Raw genomic sequence first — 16,761 nt, 5'->3', positions numbered from 1 at the left:
GGCTGGAGGCGCCAACATTTTACCCGCTCGGGTTTTCACCTCTGCAAAGACCAGAGTTCCCTCTTTATAAAGAATCAGGTCTAGTTCCCCCATACGCGTGCGATAATTATGATTGAGCAAAAGGTAGCCACGTTGCCGATAATACTTAGCGGCAATCGCTTCCCCCTGTTGCCCCAAATCACTTTCCATGCCAATACCCCTGTTTTTTCAAAAAGCTGCGCCGGTAAAAGGGTTGGATCCCATATTGCTCAATCAACTGGTAATGCAGAGCCGTTGGATATCCCTTATGTTTTGCCAACTGATATTGCGGATATTGCCGGTCCAGTTCCAACATATACCGGTCTCGGCTCACTTTGGCTAAAATAGACGCTGCGGCAATACTGGCGCTGGTAGCGTCCCCCTTTACCACTGCCTGCGCCGGAACGGGAAGGTTCGGCGGACAGCGATTGCCGTCAATCAAGGCGTACTCTGGATGAACGGTAAGGCCGGTTACAGCCTGTGTCATCCCATCCATTGTGGCCCACAGGATGTTCCGTTCATCGATCTCTTGCGGAGAGATGAATACCACTTTATAAGCTATTGCACGTTGAATGATTTCCTCGAAAAGAGCTTCCCTACGTTTTTCCGTCAACTTTTTAGAATCATTAATGCCTTCTATGGGATCATCGGGATTCAAAATAACCGCTGCACAGCATACCGGACCGCACAAAGGACCTCGGCCCGCTTCATCCACGCCACAGATACAACCCAACGCCGCACGCTTTTCAGCATCAAAAGAGTACAGGGCCGCATTATTGCTCGTCGATTTCGATCTCCTCGGCATTAGCCGTTTCCTCCTGCTCTTCTGCACGTTTTGGTGGCCGTTCCAAAGAAAGACGCCCCCATTTACTGGCCCGGAATTCGCCCACCAACATTTTGGCCGCCCGCTCGGTATCCACCTCGCCACCAGAAATCAACATGCCGCGTTTAGCACCGATTGCCTGCAAAAGATCATAGGGTTCCAAGGCAAGCGTACTTTCTTCCAGCTTGTAACGCGCCAAAAGTTGCTGCGGATAGATTTTACGAACACTGGACAACAATCCGCAAGCCAACTCTTCAATATCCAGAATATCGTCCCGGATCGAGCCGATAAAGGCCAGATTGGATGCCGTCTCCAGCGAATCGAACTTTTTCCAAAGTACGCCCGGCATATCCATTAAATCAAAGTTGTCTACCGAGATCCACTGCTTGCCCCGAGTCACACCGGGCTTATTGGCAGCTTTCGCGCGTGTGCTCCCCGCAAAAGAATTGATAAAAGTCGACTTACCTACATTGGGAATGCCAACCACCATCACACGAATTGCCGCACCGACCATGCCACGATTTCTGCGACGCTCCATCAGCGCCGAAAGCTCCTTTTTGATGGGGCCTTTGGTAGCTGTGGCACGCCCCTTCTGTTTGGAGTCCATCGCCAAACAGCCCGCCCCAGCACTCTTAAAATACGTCAACCACTGTTTCGTAATTTCCGGATCGGCAAGGTCTGACTTATTCAAAATATAAAGATGCGGTTTTCCCGCCGTGATCCGCTCGATCTCCGGATTCAAACTGGAAAGTGGAATTCTGGCGTCCAAGATTTGCAAGACACAATCCACATTGCGGATTTCCTTTTCCATCATCCGCAACGTCTTGGTCATATGCCCCGGGAACCATTGGATCTGGCGGCTATTGATAATATCGTTTTGACTCATTCTATAGCTCCCATCTCTTGAATTGGCAAAACGCGCCACACGACAACACCCATAACATCCCGGACATCCACACAGCCAATCTCTCGATCACGACTATCCATAGAATGATTGCGGTTGTCCCCCATGATGAAGAGACAATCATCCGGCACAGTAATGGGAAAGTTTACACTTTCATAAGTCCACGTCGGCTCTGCAATATTCGGTTCGGAAAGGGCTTGGCCATTTCGGTATACAATCCCCGCCTCAAAATCAATATCAATCACATCGCCAGCTTTACCGATCACACGTTTCACCAGCGGCTTCCCATAGGGGATATAACCGTCAATTACTACGACATCTCCGTAATCAGGCTGCAAAAACGTCGCAATAATCACGCGGTCGCCACTTTGCAGGGTTGGGTTCATCGAAGTACCGTCCACCTGTACAACGCGAACGACAAAAGTAAACAGTAAGGCGATAACAGCCACAGTCACCGTAAGTGCGTCATACCATTCCAGCACGCGACGATTATATTGGTATCGCTCTTTGAACTGCTGTGTCATCTTTCCCTCCCGCCAAAAAATATACGAAAAAAGGGAGAACGCCAACCGTCCTCCCCTTTTCTCAGTATGCTCAGATACGTGCCTTAACCTTAGCCGCCTTGCCGGTACGCTCACGCAGATAGAAGAGCTTCGCACGACGAACCTTGCCGCGGCGAACCACTTCAACCTTCTCGACGAACGGGCTGTTGACGGGGAACACGCGCTCCACGCCGACGCCGTAAGAAGTACGGCGAACGGTGAAGGTTTCCGCAATACCGCCATGCTTCTTCGCGATGACGGTGCCCTCAAAAGCCTGAATACGCTCTTTGTCGCCTTCCTTGATGCGGACGGAAACGCGAACCGTATCGCCGACTTCGAACTGGGGCTTGTTCTCCTTGATCATACCCTCGGTAAAATGCTTCAGTGCGTCCATGGTATAAATTCCTCCATTTGTATCGACGTTCATACCCGACTACTCGGCAGAGGACCGCCTGTTTAATGATGTGTCATTATCCTGCCGGTGGCCCGGCAGCACTAACGCTTTAGTATTATAGCATCCCAGACTATATTTGGCAAGTCTTTTTTCACAAAAACGCGATAAAATTTTCAGTAACCTTGCCAGACCCTCGCGCCAAAAAAGCCGCGCCCATTCGGTACGCGGCCTCATTATATCTTATCGATTAGATGGAGATTGCATTGGCGATGTCGATCATTTCGCGATCAATCGTCTTGTGCATAGAAAGCGCAACGTTTACATCGTAGTCCACGATCTTGTCGCCAGAAACGGCAACCACGCGGTTATAAATTCCCTTATCCAAGAGATCAACAGCATGGTAACCCATCAAAGACGCATTGACGCGATCCCGCACCGTGGGAGAACCACCACGCTGGATATGCCCCAACACCGTAGCACGAGAATCGACACCCGTTGCTGCTTGAATCTGGTTGGCCAGCTCCTGCGCACCGATGACACCTTCCGACACGATGATGATGAAGTGTTTTTTGCCCGTGACTTGCGTCTGACGCATACGCTGCAAAATATCCCGCTCGAAATCAAACGGAATCTCGGGCAGAAGCACCGCCAACGCACCCGTAGCAATGCCGACATTCAGAGCGATATAGCCGGCATGATGGCCCATAACCTCTACCACGCTGCAACGGTCATGACTCTGGGTAGTATCCCGCAGTTTATCGATGGCTTCCACGGCAGTGTTCATTGCCGTATCGTAGCCAATGGTATATTCACTGCAAGCAATATCGTTGTCGATGGTACCCGGCAAACCGACACAGGGAATTCCCTGATTGGCCAGCGCACGAGCGCCCATAAAAGAGCCGTCACCGCCGATAACGACCAGTGCATCAATACCGAGCTCTTTGCAGCGAGCCAAGCCCTTGGCCTGCCCTTCCTGCGTTTTAAACTCCAAGCAACGGGCTGTATACAAAATCGTACCGCCGCGATGGATAATCTCAGACACGCTGCGGACATTCATTTCATAGCATTCACCATTAATCAGGCCATTGTAACCGCGCTGAATGCCCATCATGCGGTATCCTTTGCTGATGCCCGCACGCACAATCGCACGAACGGCAGCATTCATGCCGGGGGCATCACCACCGCTGGTCAGAACACCGATTGTTTTGATTTCCTTAGCCATAAAGCAGCTCCTCCTATTTGGGAACATAGCGTTACTTACAATAATTTTTTAACAATCTAGAACAACCTCATTATACCACAACTGTGGCGTATCGATTATGGACAATTCGCGCAAAACTCATGGATTTATTTTGCATACTGCGCGGTTGTCTGCACATTTACATGCTCCGGGCCCAAAATTCTAACCAGTTCTGCCCGCAAAAGTGGGTCGTCCTTCACCGCCATATGTCTAGCCAGTGCTTTTTGCCCGGTATCTGCAAAGCGGAAGTAGACTTTTACCGTCCCACCGTCAAAGATGTTGCATAACAGGTTTTCGACCTTGCGCATTTGCGGACAATCCCGTGAAGGCACCGTTAAGAAGTATCCGCTTGCCCCCTCTGCACGCTTTTCTCGCTGTACGCGGTCCACGCGGTTCAGCCCAAAACTCTTTGTCGGATCGTAGCTTTCAATGGGCTGTATTCCTTCTACAATCAACCGTGCCGCCTCATCTTCCTTGACTGACACACGGCCGTTCGCCACAATGACGGCGTTGTCCTGCAAAGCCGCACGGCATTCTGCCAACACGCGGGGAAATACTAGCAATTCCATTGTACCTGTCAAATCTTCAATCGTTGTGAAGGCCATCAACGTATTGGATTTTGTTGTCATCACTTTGTTTTTGACAACGGTACACAGAATCGTAACGTTCTGGTTATCAAACTGTTTGGCATCTTCCCCCAGCAGTTGTGCAATCGTGCAAGTCGAAATCTTGGCAATCTGCTCGCGGTATGCGTCCAAGGGATGTCCAGACAGATATAGCCCAGACACTTCTTTTTCCATTTTGAGCAGATCGGCCGCCGGATATTCCGACATATTGGGCACTTTATAATCGTTGCTCGCCTGCGTTTCGGTTCCGCCGCCCATCATGCCGAACAGATCCATCTGTCCTTCCAGATTTTGACGTACGTCGGTTTCAACGCTCTTCAAAATGCCTTCTACGCATTCCAGCATCCCCCGTCGAGAGGGTTCCAACGTGTCAAACGCACCGCACTTGATCAGATTTTCCAGTGCACGGCGGTTTAGTTCGTTGCCATACATCCGTTTGCAGAAATCATAAAGTCCCCGATAGGGCCGCTCTTCTCGTTCCTTTACGACCGAGTCGATCAGATTGCGCCCCACACTCTTCACCGCATTCAGGCCAAAACGAATACAATCTCCATCCGCCGTAAACCCCCCGCGGGAAACATTGATGTCCGGCTGCAACACCTTGATGCCCAGCCGCTGGCATTCCGTGGTATATTCGATTACCTTAGAGGTATTGTCCAGCACACTGGTCAGCAAGGCCGCCATGAACTCATGGGGGTAATGGCATTTCAAGTAGGCGGTCTGAAAGGCCACGTAGGCGTAGCAAGCTGCGTGAGATTTATTAAACGCATAAGAAGCAAAACTGCTCATATCGTCATAAATCTCATTCGCCACAGCCTCCGGAACACCATTTTTCACACAGCCGGGGCACTCTTTACCCGGCTCTGTGCAACCATGCACAAAGTGCTCCCGTTCCGCCTCCATGACCTTATGCTTTTTCTTACTCATGGCGCGGCGAATATTATCAGCCTGCCCAAAGCTAAATCCCGCCAACTCCCGGAAGATTTGCATGACCTGTTCCTGATACACGATACATCCATTGGTAACGTCCAGAATATGGGCAAGCTGCGGTGTTTTGTAGCTGATTTTTTCCGGTTCTCGCCGATTGCGCAGATAGGTGGGGATAGAATCCATCGGCCCGGGGCGATACAGCGAAATCAGGGCGATAATGTCTTCCAAGTTCTTAGGGCGCATGCTGACCAGCACCTGCGTCATCCCCGTTGATTCAAGCTGGAAGACACCTTCCGTTTCTCCCCGTGCCAACATAGCATAGGTTTCCGGATCATCATAGCTGATATCGGCCATACGGAAATCCGGCACTTTGCGGCGCACTTCCGTTTCCGTATCATGAATCACCGTCAGCGTGCGCAGGCCCAAAAAGTCCATCTTCAAAAGGCCCAGCCGTTCGATCTCCACCATGTTGAACTGGGTAACCGGCAAACCGTCATTGGTAGCCAGTGGCACATACTCGGTGGCAGGTTCTCGCGTAATAACGACGCCCGCTGCATGGGTCGAGGCATGCCGCGGCATACCTTCCACTTTCAAAGAGGTGTCGATCAGTTCGTGAACGCGCGGGTCCGCCTCGTACATTGCCTTTAAATCGGGGCTTACATCCAACGCCTTTTGAAGCGTCATCTTTAATTCCATAGGGATCAGTTTGGCGACCTTGTCCACATCCTGATACGGCATGCCCATCACGCGTCCAACGTCCCGCACCGCGGCCCGCGCCGCCATCGTACCAAAGGTAACGATCTGCGCTACATGATCTCGTCCGTATTTTTCATTCACATAGTCAATGACTTCTTGACGACGCTCGTAGCAGAAATCCACGTCGAAGTCCGGCATCGAAACGCGTTCGGGATTCAGAAAGCGTTCGAAGATCAGATTGTACCGAATTGGATCAATGTCGGTAATTCCTACGCAGTACGCCGCCAAACTGCCTGCACCGGAACCTCGTCCGGGCCCCACCGGAATGTCTCGGCTCTTGGCGTAGTTGATAAAGTCATAAACAATCAGGTAGTAGTTGGTATACCCCATCGTTTTGACTACATTGATCTCGTGGGATAAACGTTCTCGCAAGGCATCGGTAACCTTGCCCGGATAGCGCCGTTCCAATCCTTCCCAGCATAGCTTTTCGAAATATTCTTGATTCTCCATGCCATCCGGCGCACGGAAGTACGGCAATTTTGTTTCGCCAAAGGTAAACTCAAAGCTGCACTGATCTGCAATCTTATTGGTGTTCTCGCAGGCCTCCGGCACCATGGAAAAGAGATCGTACATTTCCTCGGCGCTTTTCAGATAGAACTCGTCGGTCTGAAACTCCATACGATCCGCGTCAGCAATGGTCTTACCGGTCTGGATACACAGCAAAATGCTCTGCATTTTTGCGTCTTCTTTGGTGATATAGTGGGCATCATTGGTAGCCACCATGGGAATTCCCGTTTCCCGGGAAAGACGAATGAGCTGCGGCAACACCACTTGATCTTCTTCCAGACCATGGTCTTGCAGCTCGATATAATAGTTTCCTTCTCCAAAAAGGTCCTGATAATACAAGGCCGTACGCTTTGCTCGTTCGTAGTCCCCCGCTAAAATCGCTTTGGGGATTTCTCCCGCCAAACACGCCGACAGACAAATCAGCCCCTCGTGGTGTTGTTCCAGCAGGTCTTTATCGATACGCGGTTTGGAATAAAACCCTTCCACGAAACCGGCAGACACCAATTTGATTAGATTCTTATACCCAACTTCATTTTTGCAGAGTAAAATCAAATGGCTATTACCATCGATGCGATTCACCTTATCGAACCGGGTACGCGTCGCCACGTACACCTCACAACCGATGATCGGCTTGATTCCCGCGGCTTTGGCTGCATCAAAAAAGGCCACGCATCCATACATCACACCGTGGTCTGTGATGGCGCAAGCTGTTTGCCCCCTCGCTTTCAGATGATCAAACATCCGATCGATGCGGCAAGCACCATCCAGCAAACTGTATTCGGTATGCACATGCAGATGGGTAAATTGTCTTTGTGTTACTTCAGACATGGTTTGGTTCCTTTTCTTGGGTAGATGAATCCGACAAACGCTGCGCCGCCTCTTGAATTCGCTTTAACCGGTGAGAGAGCCCGGCCTTACTAACTGGCGGATCCAACTTTTGTGCCAGCTTAGCCAATGGCAGATCCGGGTACTGCATACGCAGGCGTGCGGTCTGGCGTAGCGGTTCAGGAAGCGTCGCCAGCGCCCCCGCTTCTTGTAAACGCTCGATGGCCATCTGAACCTGTACTGCTGCCTGCACGCTCTTTCCCAAATTGGCGGTCTCGCAGTTTGAAAGGCGATTGGTCTTGTTCCGCATCTCATTGTACATGCGCTGGTCCATGATCCGCATGGCAGCGCCCCCCGCTCCCATAAAGGTCAGCAGATCCTCTATGTGATCTGCTGCCTTGATGTAAACAGTATTAGCACCCTTACGCAGTGCGCGATGTGGATGGAAATCATGCTCGGCCAACATGGCCTCCAACTGCTGGGACAGATAATGCCTTGTAGACAAAAATTCCAGATTATAGCTCTTTTCCGGGTCCGTCATTGTTCCGCAACAAAGAAATGCAGTTGCAATGAAGGTCTGTACACATTTTTGGCACTTAAAGTGCTCTGGTCGGATCCGCAGTGTCGGTTCCTTGCCGGTATGACCAAATAAGGCAAGCAGCTTTTCGATTTCTATGGGATCTTTCACGCTAAACTCATACACCGAACCGGTAGGGCGCTCTTTACGCAAAATCGTTCCCTCTACCCCACATCGGCGATAGCTTTTTTGCGCGAAGGAGGCCACTCCCTCGTTCTCGGTCTGCAACACAACCCCGCGATCATCAAAATATTTACCAAAACAGGCCACCGCATAGGCGGCGGCCAAATTACAGCAAGGTTTTGTGATCCTGTGACGCAGGATCTCATTTTTTACCTCTTGTGAAAAACTCAAATGCTTGTTCCTCCCTGCTAAGGGTAAGCCATATCACAGTGTGCGCTTTGCATCTCGGTGCTGTACACTGGGGGCATAGCCAAGTTTCTGGCAAAATTCGCCAATTTTGCGCGCAAATGTGATAGAGCGATGTTTGCCGCCTGTACACCCAACAGCGATCATCAACTGGCTTTTTCCTTCTTTCACGTAAAGAGGCAAGGCGTATTCCAGCATGCTTTCATAGCGGCGCAACAACTCCTGTGATTCCGGTGCCGCCATAACATAATCGACCACTGGCTGGTCCATGCCAGTCAAGTTTTTCAGCTCCGGCACGTAAAAAGGATTGGGCAAACAGCGCACATCTAAAACTAGATCAGCTTCTTGCGGCAGTCCATATTTGAAGCCAAACGATACGATGGTCAAGGCCATCGGGCTTTTCCCCTTATCCAAGAACAGACCGCAAACACGTTCTTTGTTTTGGGCCGCACTTAGCAAAGAGGTATCAATCACATATTTGGCACGGCTGCGCAAAGGCTGCAGCAGCTTGCGTTCCCGCTCGATTGCCTCTGTAATCGGGACGTGGTCCGTCACGGTAATGGGATGCTGTCGCCGGGTTTCTTTATAGCGGCGCTGGATGGTATTGCTATTGGCATCCAAAAACAGAATCTCGTATTGGATCTTCTTGGCATCCAAATCTGCCAACGCTTGCTCCAACTGATCGCTGTTGCGCACGCCTCGCACATCCATCACAACGGCCACACGGCTCAACTGGTTTTCACCTTGCAGCGCAAAGTCTACAATACGCGGAAGCAACGCCACCGGAATATTATCGATGCAAAAAAAGCCGATATCCTCCAGTGCATTCACCGCCATGGATTTTCCTGCGCCTGAAAGCCCTGTGACAATCAAAAAATTCATTTCTGCCCACCGCCTTTATTTCACGACCCGAATTTCCCGTTCCAGCACAAAACCGGTCTTTTCCAGAACGACACGCTTTACCTCTTCTGTCAGCGCTACTACATCCGCACACGTTGCGCCCCCTTTATTGATGACAAAACCGCAGTGTTTTTCACTGATTTGTGCGCCACCTACCGTAAAGCCACGCAAACCGCACTCCTCGATCAACCGTCCGGCAAACGCTCCCTGTGGACGTTTAAACGTACTTCCTGCACTGGGCCATTCCAAGGGTTGCTTTTCTTTGCGCCGCTTGAGATGCTCCTGCATCTGCCCCAGAATGGCATCTGCATTCCCCGGATGCAAACCGAACTTTGCGGACAAAATACACCAATCCGGATGCTTTTCAAAAATGCTGGTGCGATATCCCATCTGTAGCTCTGAAACCGGTAACGTACAGACTTCCAGCTCGTCGTCCAGATACGTCACCTCGGTAACAACGTCTTTTAATTCGCCCCCATAGGCCCCGGCATTCATATACACCGCACCGCCTACCGTTCCCGGAATACCGCAAGCGAATTCCAGCCCCGTCAGGCTATGCTGCTGCGCCACCGCGCATAGGTGTCCCAGCGTAAAACCGGCCCTTGCCACGATGACATGTTCTCGAACTTCCGGCGTACCGGACAAGCCGCGCAAATCCACCACGGCACCATCGAATCCTTCGTCCGAAAACAGTGTATTTGACCCATTGCCCAGCAGATAAACGCGGACGCCATTTCTTTTGCAGCAAGATAGGCTGCGGCGCAACTGCTCCACATCAGAAGGTGTAAGCCAAAAAGTAGCAGGCCCACCAATCCGAAAGGTCGTGTGTTCTGCCAACGGCTCCTGCTCGGTAAACGGCAGATTTTCTTCCTGAAGTTCCCGCCGAATTGCCATTTTCAGTTGCTCGTGCATGTTTCCTCCCCAAAAACAAACGCTGCCATCCTCACCGTCAGATGGAAGTTTCCAGCGCCGCAGCACCAATTACGCCTGCATCATTGCGCAACTCACAGGCACGAATTTCCGGCACTTTCCCACCGGTAATATCGTGCGTTTCCTTTTCCACATAGGCGCGCACCGGTCCCAACAAGACTTCTCCCTGATTGGAAACACCGCCGCCAATGCAGATGACCTCCGGCTCAAAGGTGTTGACCACGTTGGCAATACCGCAACCCACGTATTCCATCCAATTTTCGACTACCTGTTTAGCCAGCGCATCACCTTGCGCCATCGCATCAAAGGACGTCTTTGCATTCACATGGTCCAGATCTTTGACCAACTTCCACATCAGCGTGTCGCTGTGTTCCTGCATAGCCGCCTTGGTGTCTTCCGTTAAAGCCCGCGCCGAGGCATACCGTTCCCAGCATCCGCAGCGTCCGCAGTTGCATTTGCGTCCGCCCTTAACAATCACCGTATGGCCCATCTCGCCGGCAGCAAAATTGAAGCCGCGGACAATCTTGCCATTCAGGATGATTCCGCTGCCGATACCGGTGCCGAGAGTAATTACCACGGCATCTTTGTAGCCTTTGGCACCACCAGCAATATACTCACCAAACGCTGCTGCATTGGCATCGTTTTCTACATACACTTTGCAGCCCAGCAGCTTTTCCATATCGGGGCCAAGGTTCCAGTCGTAATAGCCGAAGTTGGTATTGTATCCCACAAAACCCGTAGTAAAGTTCACACTGCCGGGCGTGCCGATTCCCACATATTTTACGTCGGAGAAGGCCACATGGTTCTCATTGGCCACCGCATGGCAAAGGTCCGCGAGAGCCTGCTCCAGATCCGCAGCCGGTCGCGGCAGCCGCGTCGCCCAAGTAATTTTCCCAACAATCTCGTAGTTTTCATCCACAAGACCCGCGGTCATCGTGGTGCCGCCCAAATCAATTCCAATCGTGTACTGGCTCATAGTAGAATACCTCCAATCTCTTTTGCACAGCGCCGTCCGTGCAGTTCCAATTCCTTCACCAAATTTTCCCGCGTTGCATTCACGATCAAATCCTGCGGGAAAGAAAGCTCTTCCAGCATAGCATAGAGCGGCGGCAAAGCCGTCTGCAAACGCCATGCGCTATGGGCATCGCTGTCCACCGCAATATGGCATCCGTTCTCCATGCATGCCGTCAGCAGCTTTTTCATGTTGGGAATGCCGTCTTTGCGAACGGAAAACGACCCAGCATTCAACTCCACAACCTTGTGATTTTTCGCAAAAGCTTTGGTCACAAGATCATAATCATAGCGGTAGTTTTCCTGTTCAGAGTGTCCGATGCAGTCCACATAAGGATTTTCTGCGATTGCCAGCCAAATTCGATTGGCTTCTTTCTCCGTTAACAATCCGGGTACACAGGGACTGTGAATGGAGGCCACCACCCAATCCAGACCTGCCAGATGGCCCTGCGGTAAGTCAAGTCCACCTTTGGTATCCATTACATTGGTTTCCGCGCCATACAGCATCACCACGTCATCCAAAACACGTGGCAAAGCGTTACCATTGGCAAAATGCCAAATATGCGGCGCATCCGGCATAGCCGGTGCATGATCCGTAATGGCCAGCGCGCAATATCCGGCAGCCTTCGCGGCGGCTGCCATTTCATTCATTGTTTGAAAGGCATGGGTCGCACACAAAGTGTGCGCATGTAGATCTGCAATCATCTGCATTGCTGTGGTTTCTCTCTTTTCTTTAATTCAAATTTGGGATTACAGCGAAATATCATCCTGCAGTCCCAGCTGTGCCAACAGCTCTTTCGCCGCGTTGTAGCCCATTTCTTTGGTTCGGTTGTTGATGGCTGCCGTTTCCAAAATTACCGCCAGATTTCGTCCCGGCATCACAGGAATCAGCATACTGGGTACCTGAACCCCCAAAATGTCATAATATTGGGTATCCAGACCTGTTCGGTCATAGTTTTTGGTGCGATCCCACGGTTCAAGTTGCACAACCATTTCAACTTCGACACTGCTCCGCACGGAACCAATACCAAAAACGTGTGCCACATTGATGATGCCAATGCCTCGCAATTCGATGAAATGACGAATATTGGCCGGAGCCGTTCCTAAAATACTGCGGTAAGAAACGCGGCGCAACTCCACCGCATCGTCTGCAATCAAGCGATGTCCGCGCTTAACCAGCTCGATAGCCGTTTCGCTTTTTCCCACGCCGGAATCGCCCAAAATTAGGATACCCTCGCCGTACACCTCCACCAGCACGCCATGGCGCGTAATACGTGGCGCCAATTCCGTGTTAAGGGTGGTAATCAGAAGCCCCATCAAGGCAGAGGTCATCTCTGTCGACATTAAGATCGGCACAGAATACAGCTTAGCATACTGCATCATTTCCGAGAGCGGTGACATGTTTCGCGTCAAAATCACGGCCGGCGGCTGAAAGGAGAAGAGCTTTTCCAAACGCATATTCCGCAGCGAGCTGGATAGCTCTTCCAGATAGGACATCTCGGTGAGGCCAATAATCTGTACGCGGGTATTATCGAAATTTTCATAATACCCTGCCAGTAAAATACCGGGACGGTATACCTCTGTCGCTGTCACCTTGATCTTCTCCAGCTCACAAGGCGTATACGCTACCGTCAGGTTCGCTTCCTCTGCCAGTTTTGCAAGGGATACGGAAAATTCAGACACAACCAAACGCCCCTTTCCTGAGGTATTCAATATTAGTCTTATTATACCGTACCGTCTGATTTTTGTACAGAGGTGCCGGCCTGCGCACCACAAAAAAATACCTGCCGCAGAGCGGCAGGTTATCATTAGGGTTCGCGTACCGGACGCAGCGAAGCCAGCCCCTGTTGCAGGCGGCGCTGCAGCCACAGTAACAGTTCTGCGGCCCCCCATGTAGCCGCAAGATAAATCAAAAATAGAAATGCCGTATCTCGTCGAGAAAGTGCCGCCAGATGAAACCCTTCCACCAATCGCTGGATCAACACATGATGTACCAAAAAGATTGCATAGGAGAGTTTGGCCAGACGAGCACATAGCACACGCGGCCAAGGACGATCCACCCAACGGGAGATTTCCGCCAGTATTGCAAACACTGCCATACTGCATAGCGCACAGGTGATTTTGCTGTCCCACTCTGCGCAGAGCACCGTTCCCAAGGCAAACAGAACGGTCAGTCCTACCTTCACGTTCTTCCGCAAAGAAAGAAACTGCATACCAAACATAAACTCCAGCACATGCACGGCAACCAGTCGTGCATCCCATCCAGCAAGATGAATCGGCAGACAAACCGCGAGTGTCACCAACCACGTCAGCCACGGTGCGCGACGAAGGCCACGGACTAAAAGCGGGAACGGCAAGTACAAAAACAAAATGCTGCCCAGAAACCATTCCCCGACACAAGCAAAATCTGTGCCTACCCAGCCCGCTGCCACTGCAAAATTATCCAATCCCAATACAGTCAGCAGCAACGTAGGTGTTTTGGCTGCGGCATAGTACCCCGGTTTCGAGACAAATCGAATCGCAAAGCAGATACACCAAGCCAGCCAGAACAGCGGATAAATGGCCTTGGCGCGTTTTTTGTAAAAGGTCATAGCAGGCTGTTCCGGCGGTACCGTAAGCGCAAGCGCCGCCCCTGACACAATAAAGAACAGCGATGAACCGAAATCCCCCAGATAAATATGAAATGGCAGCACACTGACAAACAACTTATGCGGCAAGGTAAAATACCCTGTCACCGTCGCATTAAAATGGATGATGAGAATGGACAGCAACGCAATAGCACGTATAAAATCCAAATAAAATAACCGTTGTTTTTTAATGGTTCTTCTCCCCTTCTGTGCGCCTTTGCAGCCGATGCTTGGCTAAGCGTCCTAATTGTTTGGCCAGTACTGCGGGTGTTTGCCCTGCGCGCATATAAATCGATAGTTGTGCCATCCGCGCTGACGCCTGCGCAGGCGTTTCAAAAGTCGCAGTATAGTACCCATTTGCCTGCGCTGTCAGCGGCAAACGCCAAAACTCCGGCAGATGCTGCAATGCCGATTGTTCCGGCACCAGAGCTGCTTTCCGTACGATTGCCCACCCCGCCAACGGCGCTGGAGGCGGGGTCGCACTGATTGCCACCGGACTTTTGTCAACCAGATTAGGGGCCACCGCCTTCCACTGTGCATGCCATGCCTTTTCCGCCTCGGACCAAGCCGGAAGCGCCGGGCAGACAACGCCCATGCGCGGATTCTGTCGGAATAGTGTCACAAGGGAAGCCACTAGCCCCTCCGCCATATCAACGCTTTGCTGAAAGTACCACTGTGTGACAGCATCCACTTTCATCGGTGCAAAACGAAGCAGTTGTAATCCTTCCTGTTCGAAATTGATTTGGAAGGATTCCGGCAATGCTTCCACCACATATTGCCACGGCATGTTTTCCGCCAAAGCCGCTAAAGGCTGGCTATACAGTAGAGATTCGATCAAGTCATCCAGCGGGTAGGTTGTTTCTTTTTGCAGATAGGCAACCAGTGCGCGGGTTGCTGTACCGTCGGTGCGACGCAGTTCGTCTGCATAGGAGGTAAACAGACTCCGACGCTTAAAGAAAGGACAACCACGGTGAGCCACAAGCTCCTGTGGGCAGGCCATGATTGGGTTCACAAACGCCGCAGACAAATCTTCCGTGGAGACGTAGCTATCCCATCGAAATCCTTGTGCCGAAAAATACTCCGTGAAGCGGGTTTCATGCCGTGCTACCGACTCCTCATAGCTGCGCGGCAACTGCATTTGCTGCCAGTACTGCCAAAAAGATTCATGAAGGAACATGTTAGAACGTATCGCCAAAAAGTGCGATTGCAGATGTTCCGGCACCCAGCCACCGAACCGTCGGCTGCGCATCGCATAGTGCCGCGTCAGCCCCCAAAAGTCCAAATCCTTGCGGGCTTCCATGGCGTCAAACATCGACTGCAGCGAGAAAACCGGTCCCGCTAACGTGTAGTTCATGAGAATCAGCTCATCGTAATTGCGCAGGTTCTGTTCACCAAACGATAGCAGAATTTGCCGATAGGCGCCAACGTCCAACCCGACATTCTCTCGCTCTACACTTTGTAGGCCATTTGCTTGTATCCATTCTCGGTCTACCTGTCGAAGCGTACCGTTCGTCACGAAAATCAAGTTCCCGAACGGCAGCAATGCCCGAACGGCAAAACGGCAGGTTTCATCAACCTGCCCTTTTGCATCATAATGGAAATAAATGATCAGCCGCTTCATCGGCGTCAATCCTCATACGGTCCATGACGAGGGCCAAAAATAGCCCGCTTTGTAGTGATCAACCCCTTATAAGCAGGGGCCGGCAGATTGTCTCGCAACCAATTCCGGGCATGGCGCCGGCGTGTGTTGGCATATGGACCATATACGCCGAAAAGATGCCGCTTAGCTGCAAAGGCAATAGCCGCCGTAGACGCCGCCCAATAGGTGGTGCAGTCGAAGACTCTGGCCAACGGACGGATCATTCCCGTTGCATACGCTTGCATTGTGTCACTGCGTAACACTGCAAAACTGCTGCTCATAACTACCGCAGGGTAGTAACCGGCAGCTTGCGCCACAAAAGGATAAATCCGTTCAATGGCATGGCTGATCGTTCCGTCCTGCGGCAGCGGTTCCGGCGGGAAATCCTCATGGTGCCAGCCATGCTGGAACAACGGTTGCAGCGCTTTCGGTCGGAACCAGAACACACTGCCAAACGGCGCGATCGGAGACTCTTCCCCAGAAATGGGCACATTAAGTCCCAACTCTTTTAAGAGTTTTTTTGTATTTTCGAAATTCGGTCCCCATCCACCGGAACACATGTTCAAGAAATAGAGTCCGTGAGAAGGATAAGGCGGGCACAGAATACCGAGATAGGGGTCATTTTCAAATTCACACAGGACATTGAGAACATGTGCTGCGTTTTTGCAAACGTTTTCATTGCACACATAGCCAAAGCTAGCCCCCACGCTTCCCGGCTTCGTTTGAATTGCTTTTTTATCGTGCATAAAGCAGGCATAGTCATATCCCTGCAAATGCGGTGCCAAATCACAGAGGAAAGCTGCCACATCGCGGCCACGGTTTTCTACTACGAATACCGTCACGCTATGGAGTTTTTCCCCCGCGAAAGCCGCCTCAATCTGCACCTTTTTCTCAGCACTATCCGTAGAGATGAACACATCGGTCTGCGGCGGGAACTTAGTTGCAAATGCAACACTTTGTTCCAGCATATCCATAAAGTAGAGATGCATTGCAAGGGCAATTTTCCGCTCGGCGCAAACTTTCTCTGCCTGTGCTGCATTTTGTACCGACGGCTGGATGATACGTGTCAAACCCAAATTCCGGGTAAACTCATGCGGATGCATGGTGCGGATCATATTTTTCCAGATCAGATCCATGGGATAG

The 16,761-nt window shown here is 51.3% G+C and carries 16 protein-coding genes; all 16 read right to left on the bottom strand.

Features of this window, described 5'->3' with window-relative positions; all coding sequences use genetic code 11:
- Positions 1 to 189 (bottom strand): YraN family protein (locus Q0526_RS01235; protein WP_298730051.1); only part of this gene is annotated, 189 nt, incomplete at its 3' end.
- Positions 179 to 823 (bottom strand): ribonuclease HII, encoded by a 645-nt coding sequence (gene rnhB, locus Q0526_RS01230; RefSeq protein ID WP_298730049.1) that lies wholly within the window; start codon positions 821 to 823, stop codon positions 179 to 181. The genes Q0526_RS01235 and rnhB, both read right to left, overlap by 11 nt.
- Positions 792 to 1,727, bottom strand: a complete 936-nt coding sequence (gene ylqF, locus Q0526_RS01225) for a ribosome biogenesis GTPase YlqF (RefSeq protein WP_298730053.1) — start codon at positions 1,725 to 1,727, stop codon at positions 792 to 794. The genes rnhB and ylqF overlap by 32 nt, the downstream gene beginning before the upstream one ends.
- Positions 1,724 to 2,269 carry a signal peptidase I gene (gene lepB, locus Q0526_RS01220; RefSeq protein ID WP_298730047.1) on the bottom strand — a complete coding sequence of 182 codons (546 nt, stop codon included), beginning with the start codon at positions 2,267 to 2,269 and terminating at the stop codon, positions 1,724 to 1,726. Before lepB ends, ylqF begins: the two co-directional genes overlap by 4 nt.
- A gap of 70 nt (positions 2,270 to 2,339) precedes the next feature.
- Complete coding sequence (rplS, locus tag Q0526_RS01215) at positions 2,340 to 2,681, bottom strand: 50S ribosomal protein L19 (RefSeq protein ID WP_298730045.1); 342 nt, start codon at positions 2,679 to 2,681, stop codon at positions 2,340 to 2,342.
- A gap of 247 nt (positions 2,682 to 2,928) precedes the next feature.
- Positions 2,929 to 3,903, bottom strand: a complete 975-nt coding sequence (gene pfkA, locus Q0526_RS01210) for a 6-phosphofructokinase (protein ID WP_298730043.1) — start codon at positions 3,901 to 3,903, stop codon at positions 2,929 to 2,931.
- 125 nt (positions 3,904 to 4,028) lie between these two features.
- Entirely contained in the window at positions 4,029 to 7,568 is a 3,540-nt protein-coding gene (locus tag Q0526_RS01205) for a DNA polymerase III subunit alpha (protein WP_298730041.1), read from the bottom strand.
- Positions 7,561 to 8,496 carry a DNA-binding protein WhiA gene (whiA, locus tag Q0526_RS01200; protein ID WP_298730039.1) on the bottom strand — a complete coding sequence of 312 codons (936 nt, stop codon included), beginning with the start codon at positions 8,494 to 8,496 and terminating at the stop codon, positions 7,561 to 7,563. The genes Q0526_RS01205 and whiA overlap by 8 nt, the downstream gene beginning before the upstream one ends.
- 33 nt (positions 8,497 to 8,529) lie before the next feature.
- On the bottom strand, positions 8,530 to 9,393 hold the full coding sequence (gene rapZ / locus Q0526_RS01195; RefSeq protein ID WP_298730037.1) for an RNase adapter RapZ: 864 nt from the start codon (positions 9,391 to 9,393) through the stop codon (positions 8,530 to 8,532).
- Between the two features lie 15 nt (positions 9,394 to 9,408).
- Positions 9,409 to 10,323: a UDP-N-acetylmuramate dehydrogenase gene (gene murB / locus Q0526_RS01190; RefSeq protein ID WP_298730036.1), complete on the bottom strand. Its 915-nt coding sequence runs from the start codon at positions 10,321 to 10,323 to the stop codon at positions 9,409 to 9,411.
- A gap of 37 nt (positions 10,324 to 10,360) precedes the next feature.
- Positions 10,361 to 11,317, bottom strand: coding sequence for an ROK family protein (locus Q0526_RS01185; protein WP_298730035.1), 957 nt, complete (start codon positions 11,315 to 11,317; stop codon positions 10,361 to 10,363).
- The gene (locus Q0526_RS01180; RefSeq protein ID WP_298730033.1) at positions 11,314 to 12,063 is read right to left on the bottom strand and encodes a PHP domain-containing protein; all 750 of its coding nucleotides are present in this window, start codon (positions 12,061 to 12,063) and stop codon (positions 11,314 to 11,316) included. The genes Q0526_RS01185 and Q0526_RS01180 overlap by 4 nt, the downstream gene beginning before the upstream one ends.
- A gap of 39 nt (positions 12,064 to 12,102) precedes the next feature.
- On the bottom strand, positions 12,103 to 13,035 hold the full coding sequence (gene hprK, locus Q0526_RS01175) for an HPr(Ser) kinase/phosphatase (protein WP_298730031.1): 933 nt from the start codon (positions 13,033 to 13,035) through the stop codon (positions 12,103 to 12,105).
- Between the two features lie 125 nt (positions 13,036 to 13,160).
- Positions 13,161 to 14,147: an acyltransferase gene (locus tag Q0526_RS01170; protein WP_298730028.1), complete on the bottom strand. Its 987-nt coding sequence runs from the start codon at positions 14,145 to 14,147 to the stop codon at positions 13,161 to 13,163.
- A 19-nt stretch (positions 14,148 to 14,166) separates the two neighbouring features.
- A complete protein-coding gene (locus Q0526_RS01165) occupies positions 14,167 to 15,600 on the bottom strand; it encodes a rhamnan synthesis F family protein (protein WP_298730026.1) in 1,434 nt (477 codons plus the stop codon).
- Between the two features lie 5 nt (positions 15,601 to 15,605).
- Positions 15,606 to 16,754, bottom strand: a complete 1,149-nt coding sequence (locus Q0526_RS01160; RefSeq protein ID WP_298730023.1) for a rhamnan synthesis F family protein — start codon at positions 16,752 to 16,754, stop codon at positions 15,606 to 15,608.
- Positions 16,755 to 16,761: the final 7 nt, after the last annotated feature.

The sequence above is a fragment of the uncultured Subdoligranulum sp. genome, assembly GCF_937890665.1.
The sequence above is the reverse complement of the archived record's forward strand: the minus strand, read 5'-3'. Positions and strand labels throughout refer to the sequence as shown.

Excerpts from the sequence above, each read along its gene's own strand:
- rnhB (WP_298730049.1), bottom strand. The coding sequence starts at position 823 with ATGCCGAGGAGATCGAAATCGACGAGCAATAATGCGGCCCTGTACTCT.
- ylqF (WP_298730053.1), bottom strand. The coding sequence starts at position 1,727 with ATGAGTCAAAACGATATTATCAATAGCCGCCAGATCCAATGGTTCCCG.
- lepB (WP_298730047.1), bottom strand. The coding sequence starts at position 2,269 with ATGACACAGCAGTTCAAAGAGCGATACCAATATAATCGTCGCGTGCTG.
- rplS (WP_298730045.1), bottom strand. The coding sequence starts at position 2,681 with ATGGACGCACTGAAGCATTTTACCGAGGGTATGATCAAGGAGAACAAG.
- pfkA (WP_298730043.1), bottom strand. The coding sequence starts at position 3,903 with ATGGCTAAGGAAATCAAAACAATCGGTGTTCTGACCAGCGGTGGTGAT.
- Q0526_RS01205 (WP_298730041.1), bottom strand. The coding sequence starts at position 7,568 with ATGTCTGAAGTAACACAAAGACAATTTACCCATCTGCATGTGCATACC.
- rapZ (WP_298730037.1), bottom strand. The coding sequence starts at position 9,393 with ATGAATTTTTTGATTGTCACAGGGCTTTCAGGCGCAGGAAAATCCATG.
- murB (WP_298730036.1), bottom strand. The coding sequence starts at position 10,323 with ATGCACGAGCAACTGAAAATGGCAATTCGGCGGGAACTTCAGGAAGAA.
- Q0526_RS01185 (WP_298730035.1), bottom strand. The coding sequence starts at position 11,317 with ATGAGCCAGTACACGATTGGAATTGATTTGGGCGGCACCACGATGACC.
- Q0526_RS01180 (WP_298730033.1), bottom strand. The coding sequence starts at position 12,063 with ATGCAGATGATTGCAGATCTACATGCGCACACTTTGTGTGCGACCCAT.
- Q0526_RS01165 (WP_298730026.1), bottom strand. The coding sequence starts at position 15,600 with ATGAAGCGGCTGATCATTTATTTCCATTATGATGCAAAAGGGCAGGTT.
- Q0526_RS01160 (WP_298730023.1), bottom strand. The coding sequence starts at position 16,754 with ATGGATCTGATCTGGAAAAATATGATCCGCACCATGCATCCGCATGAG.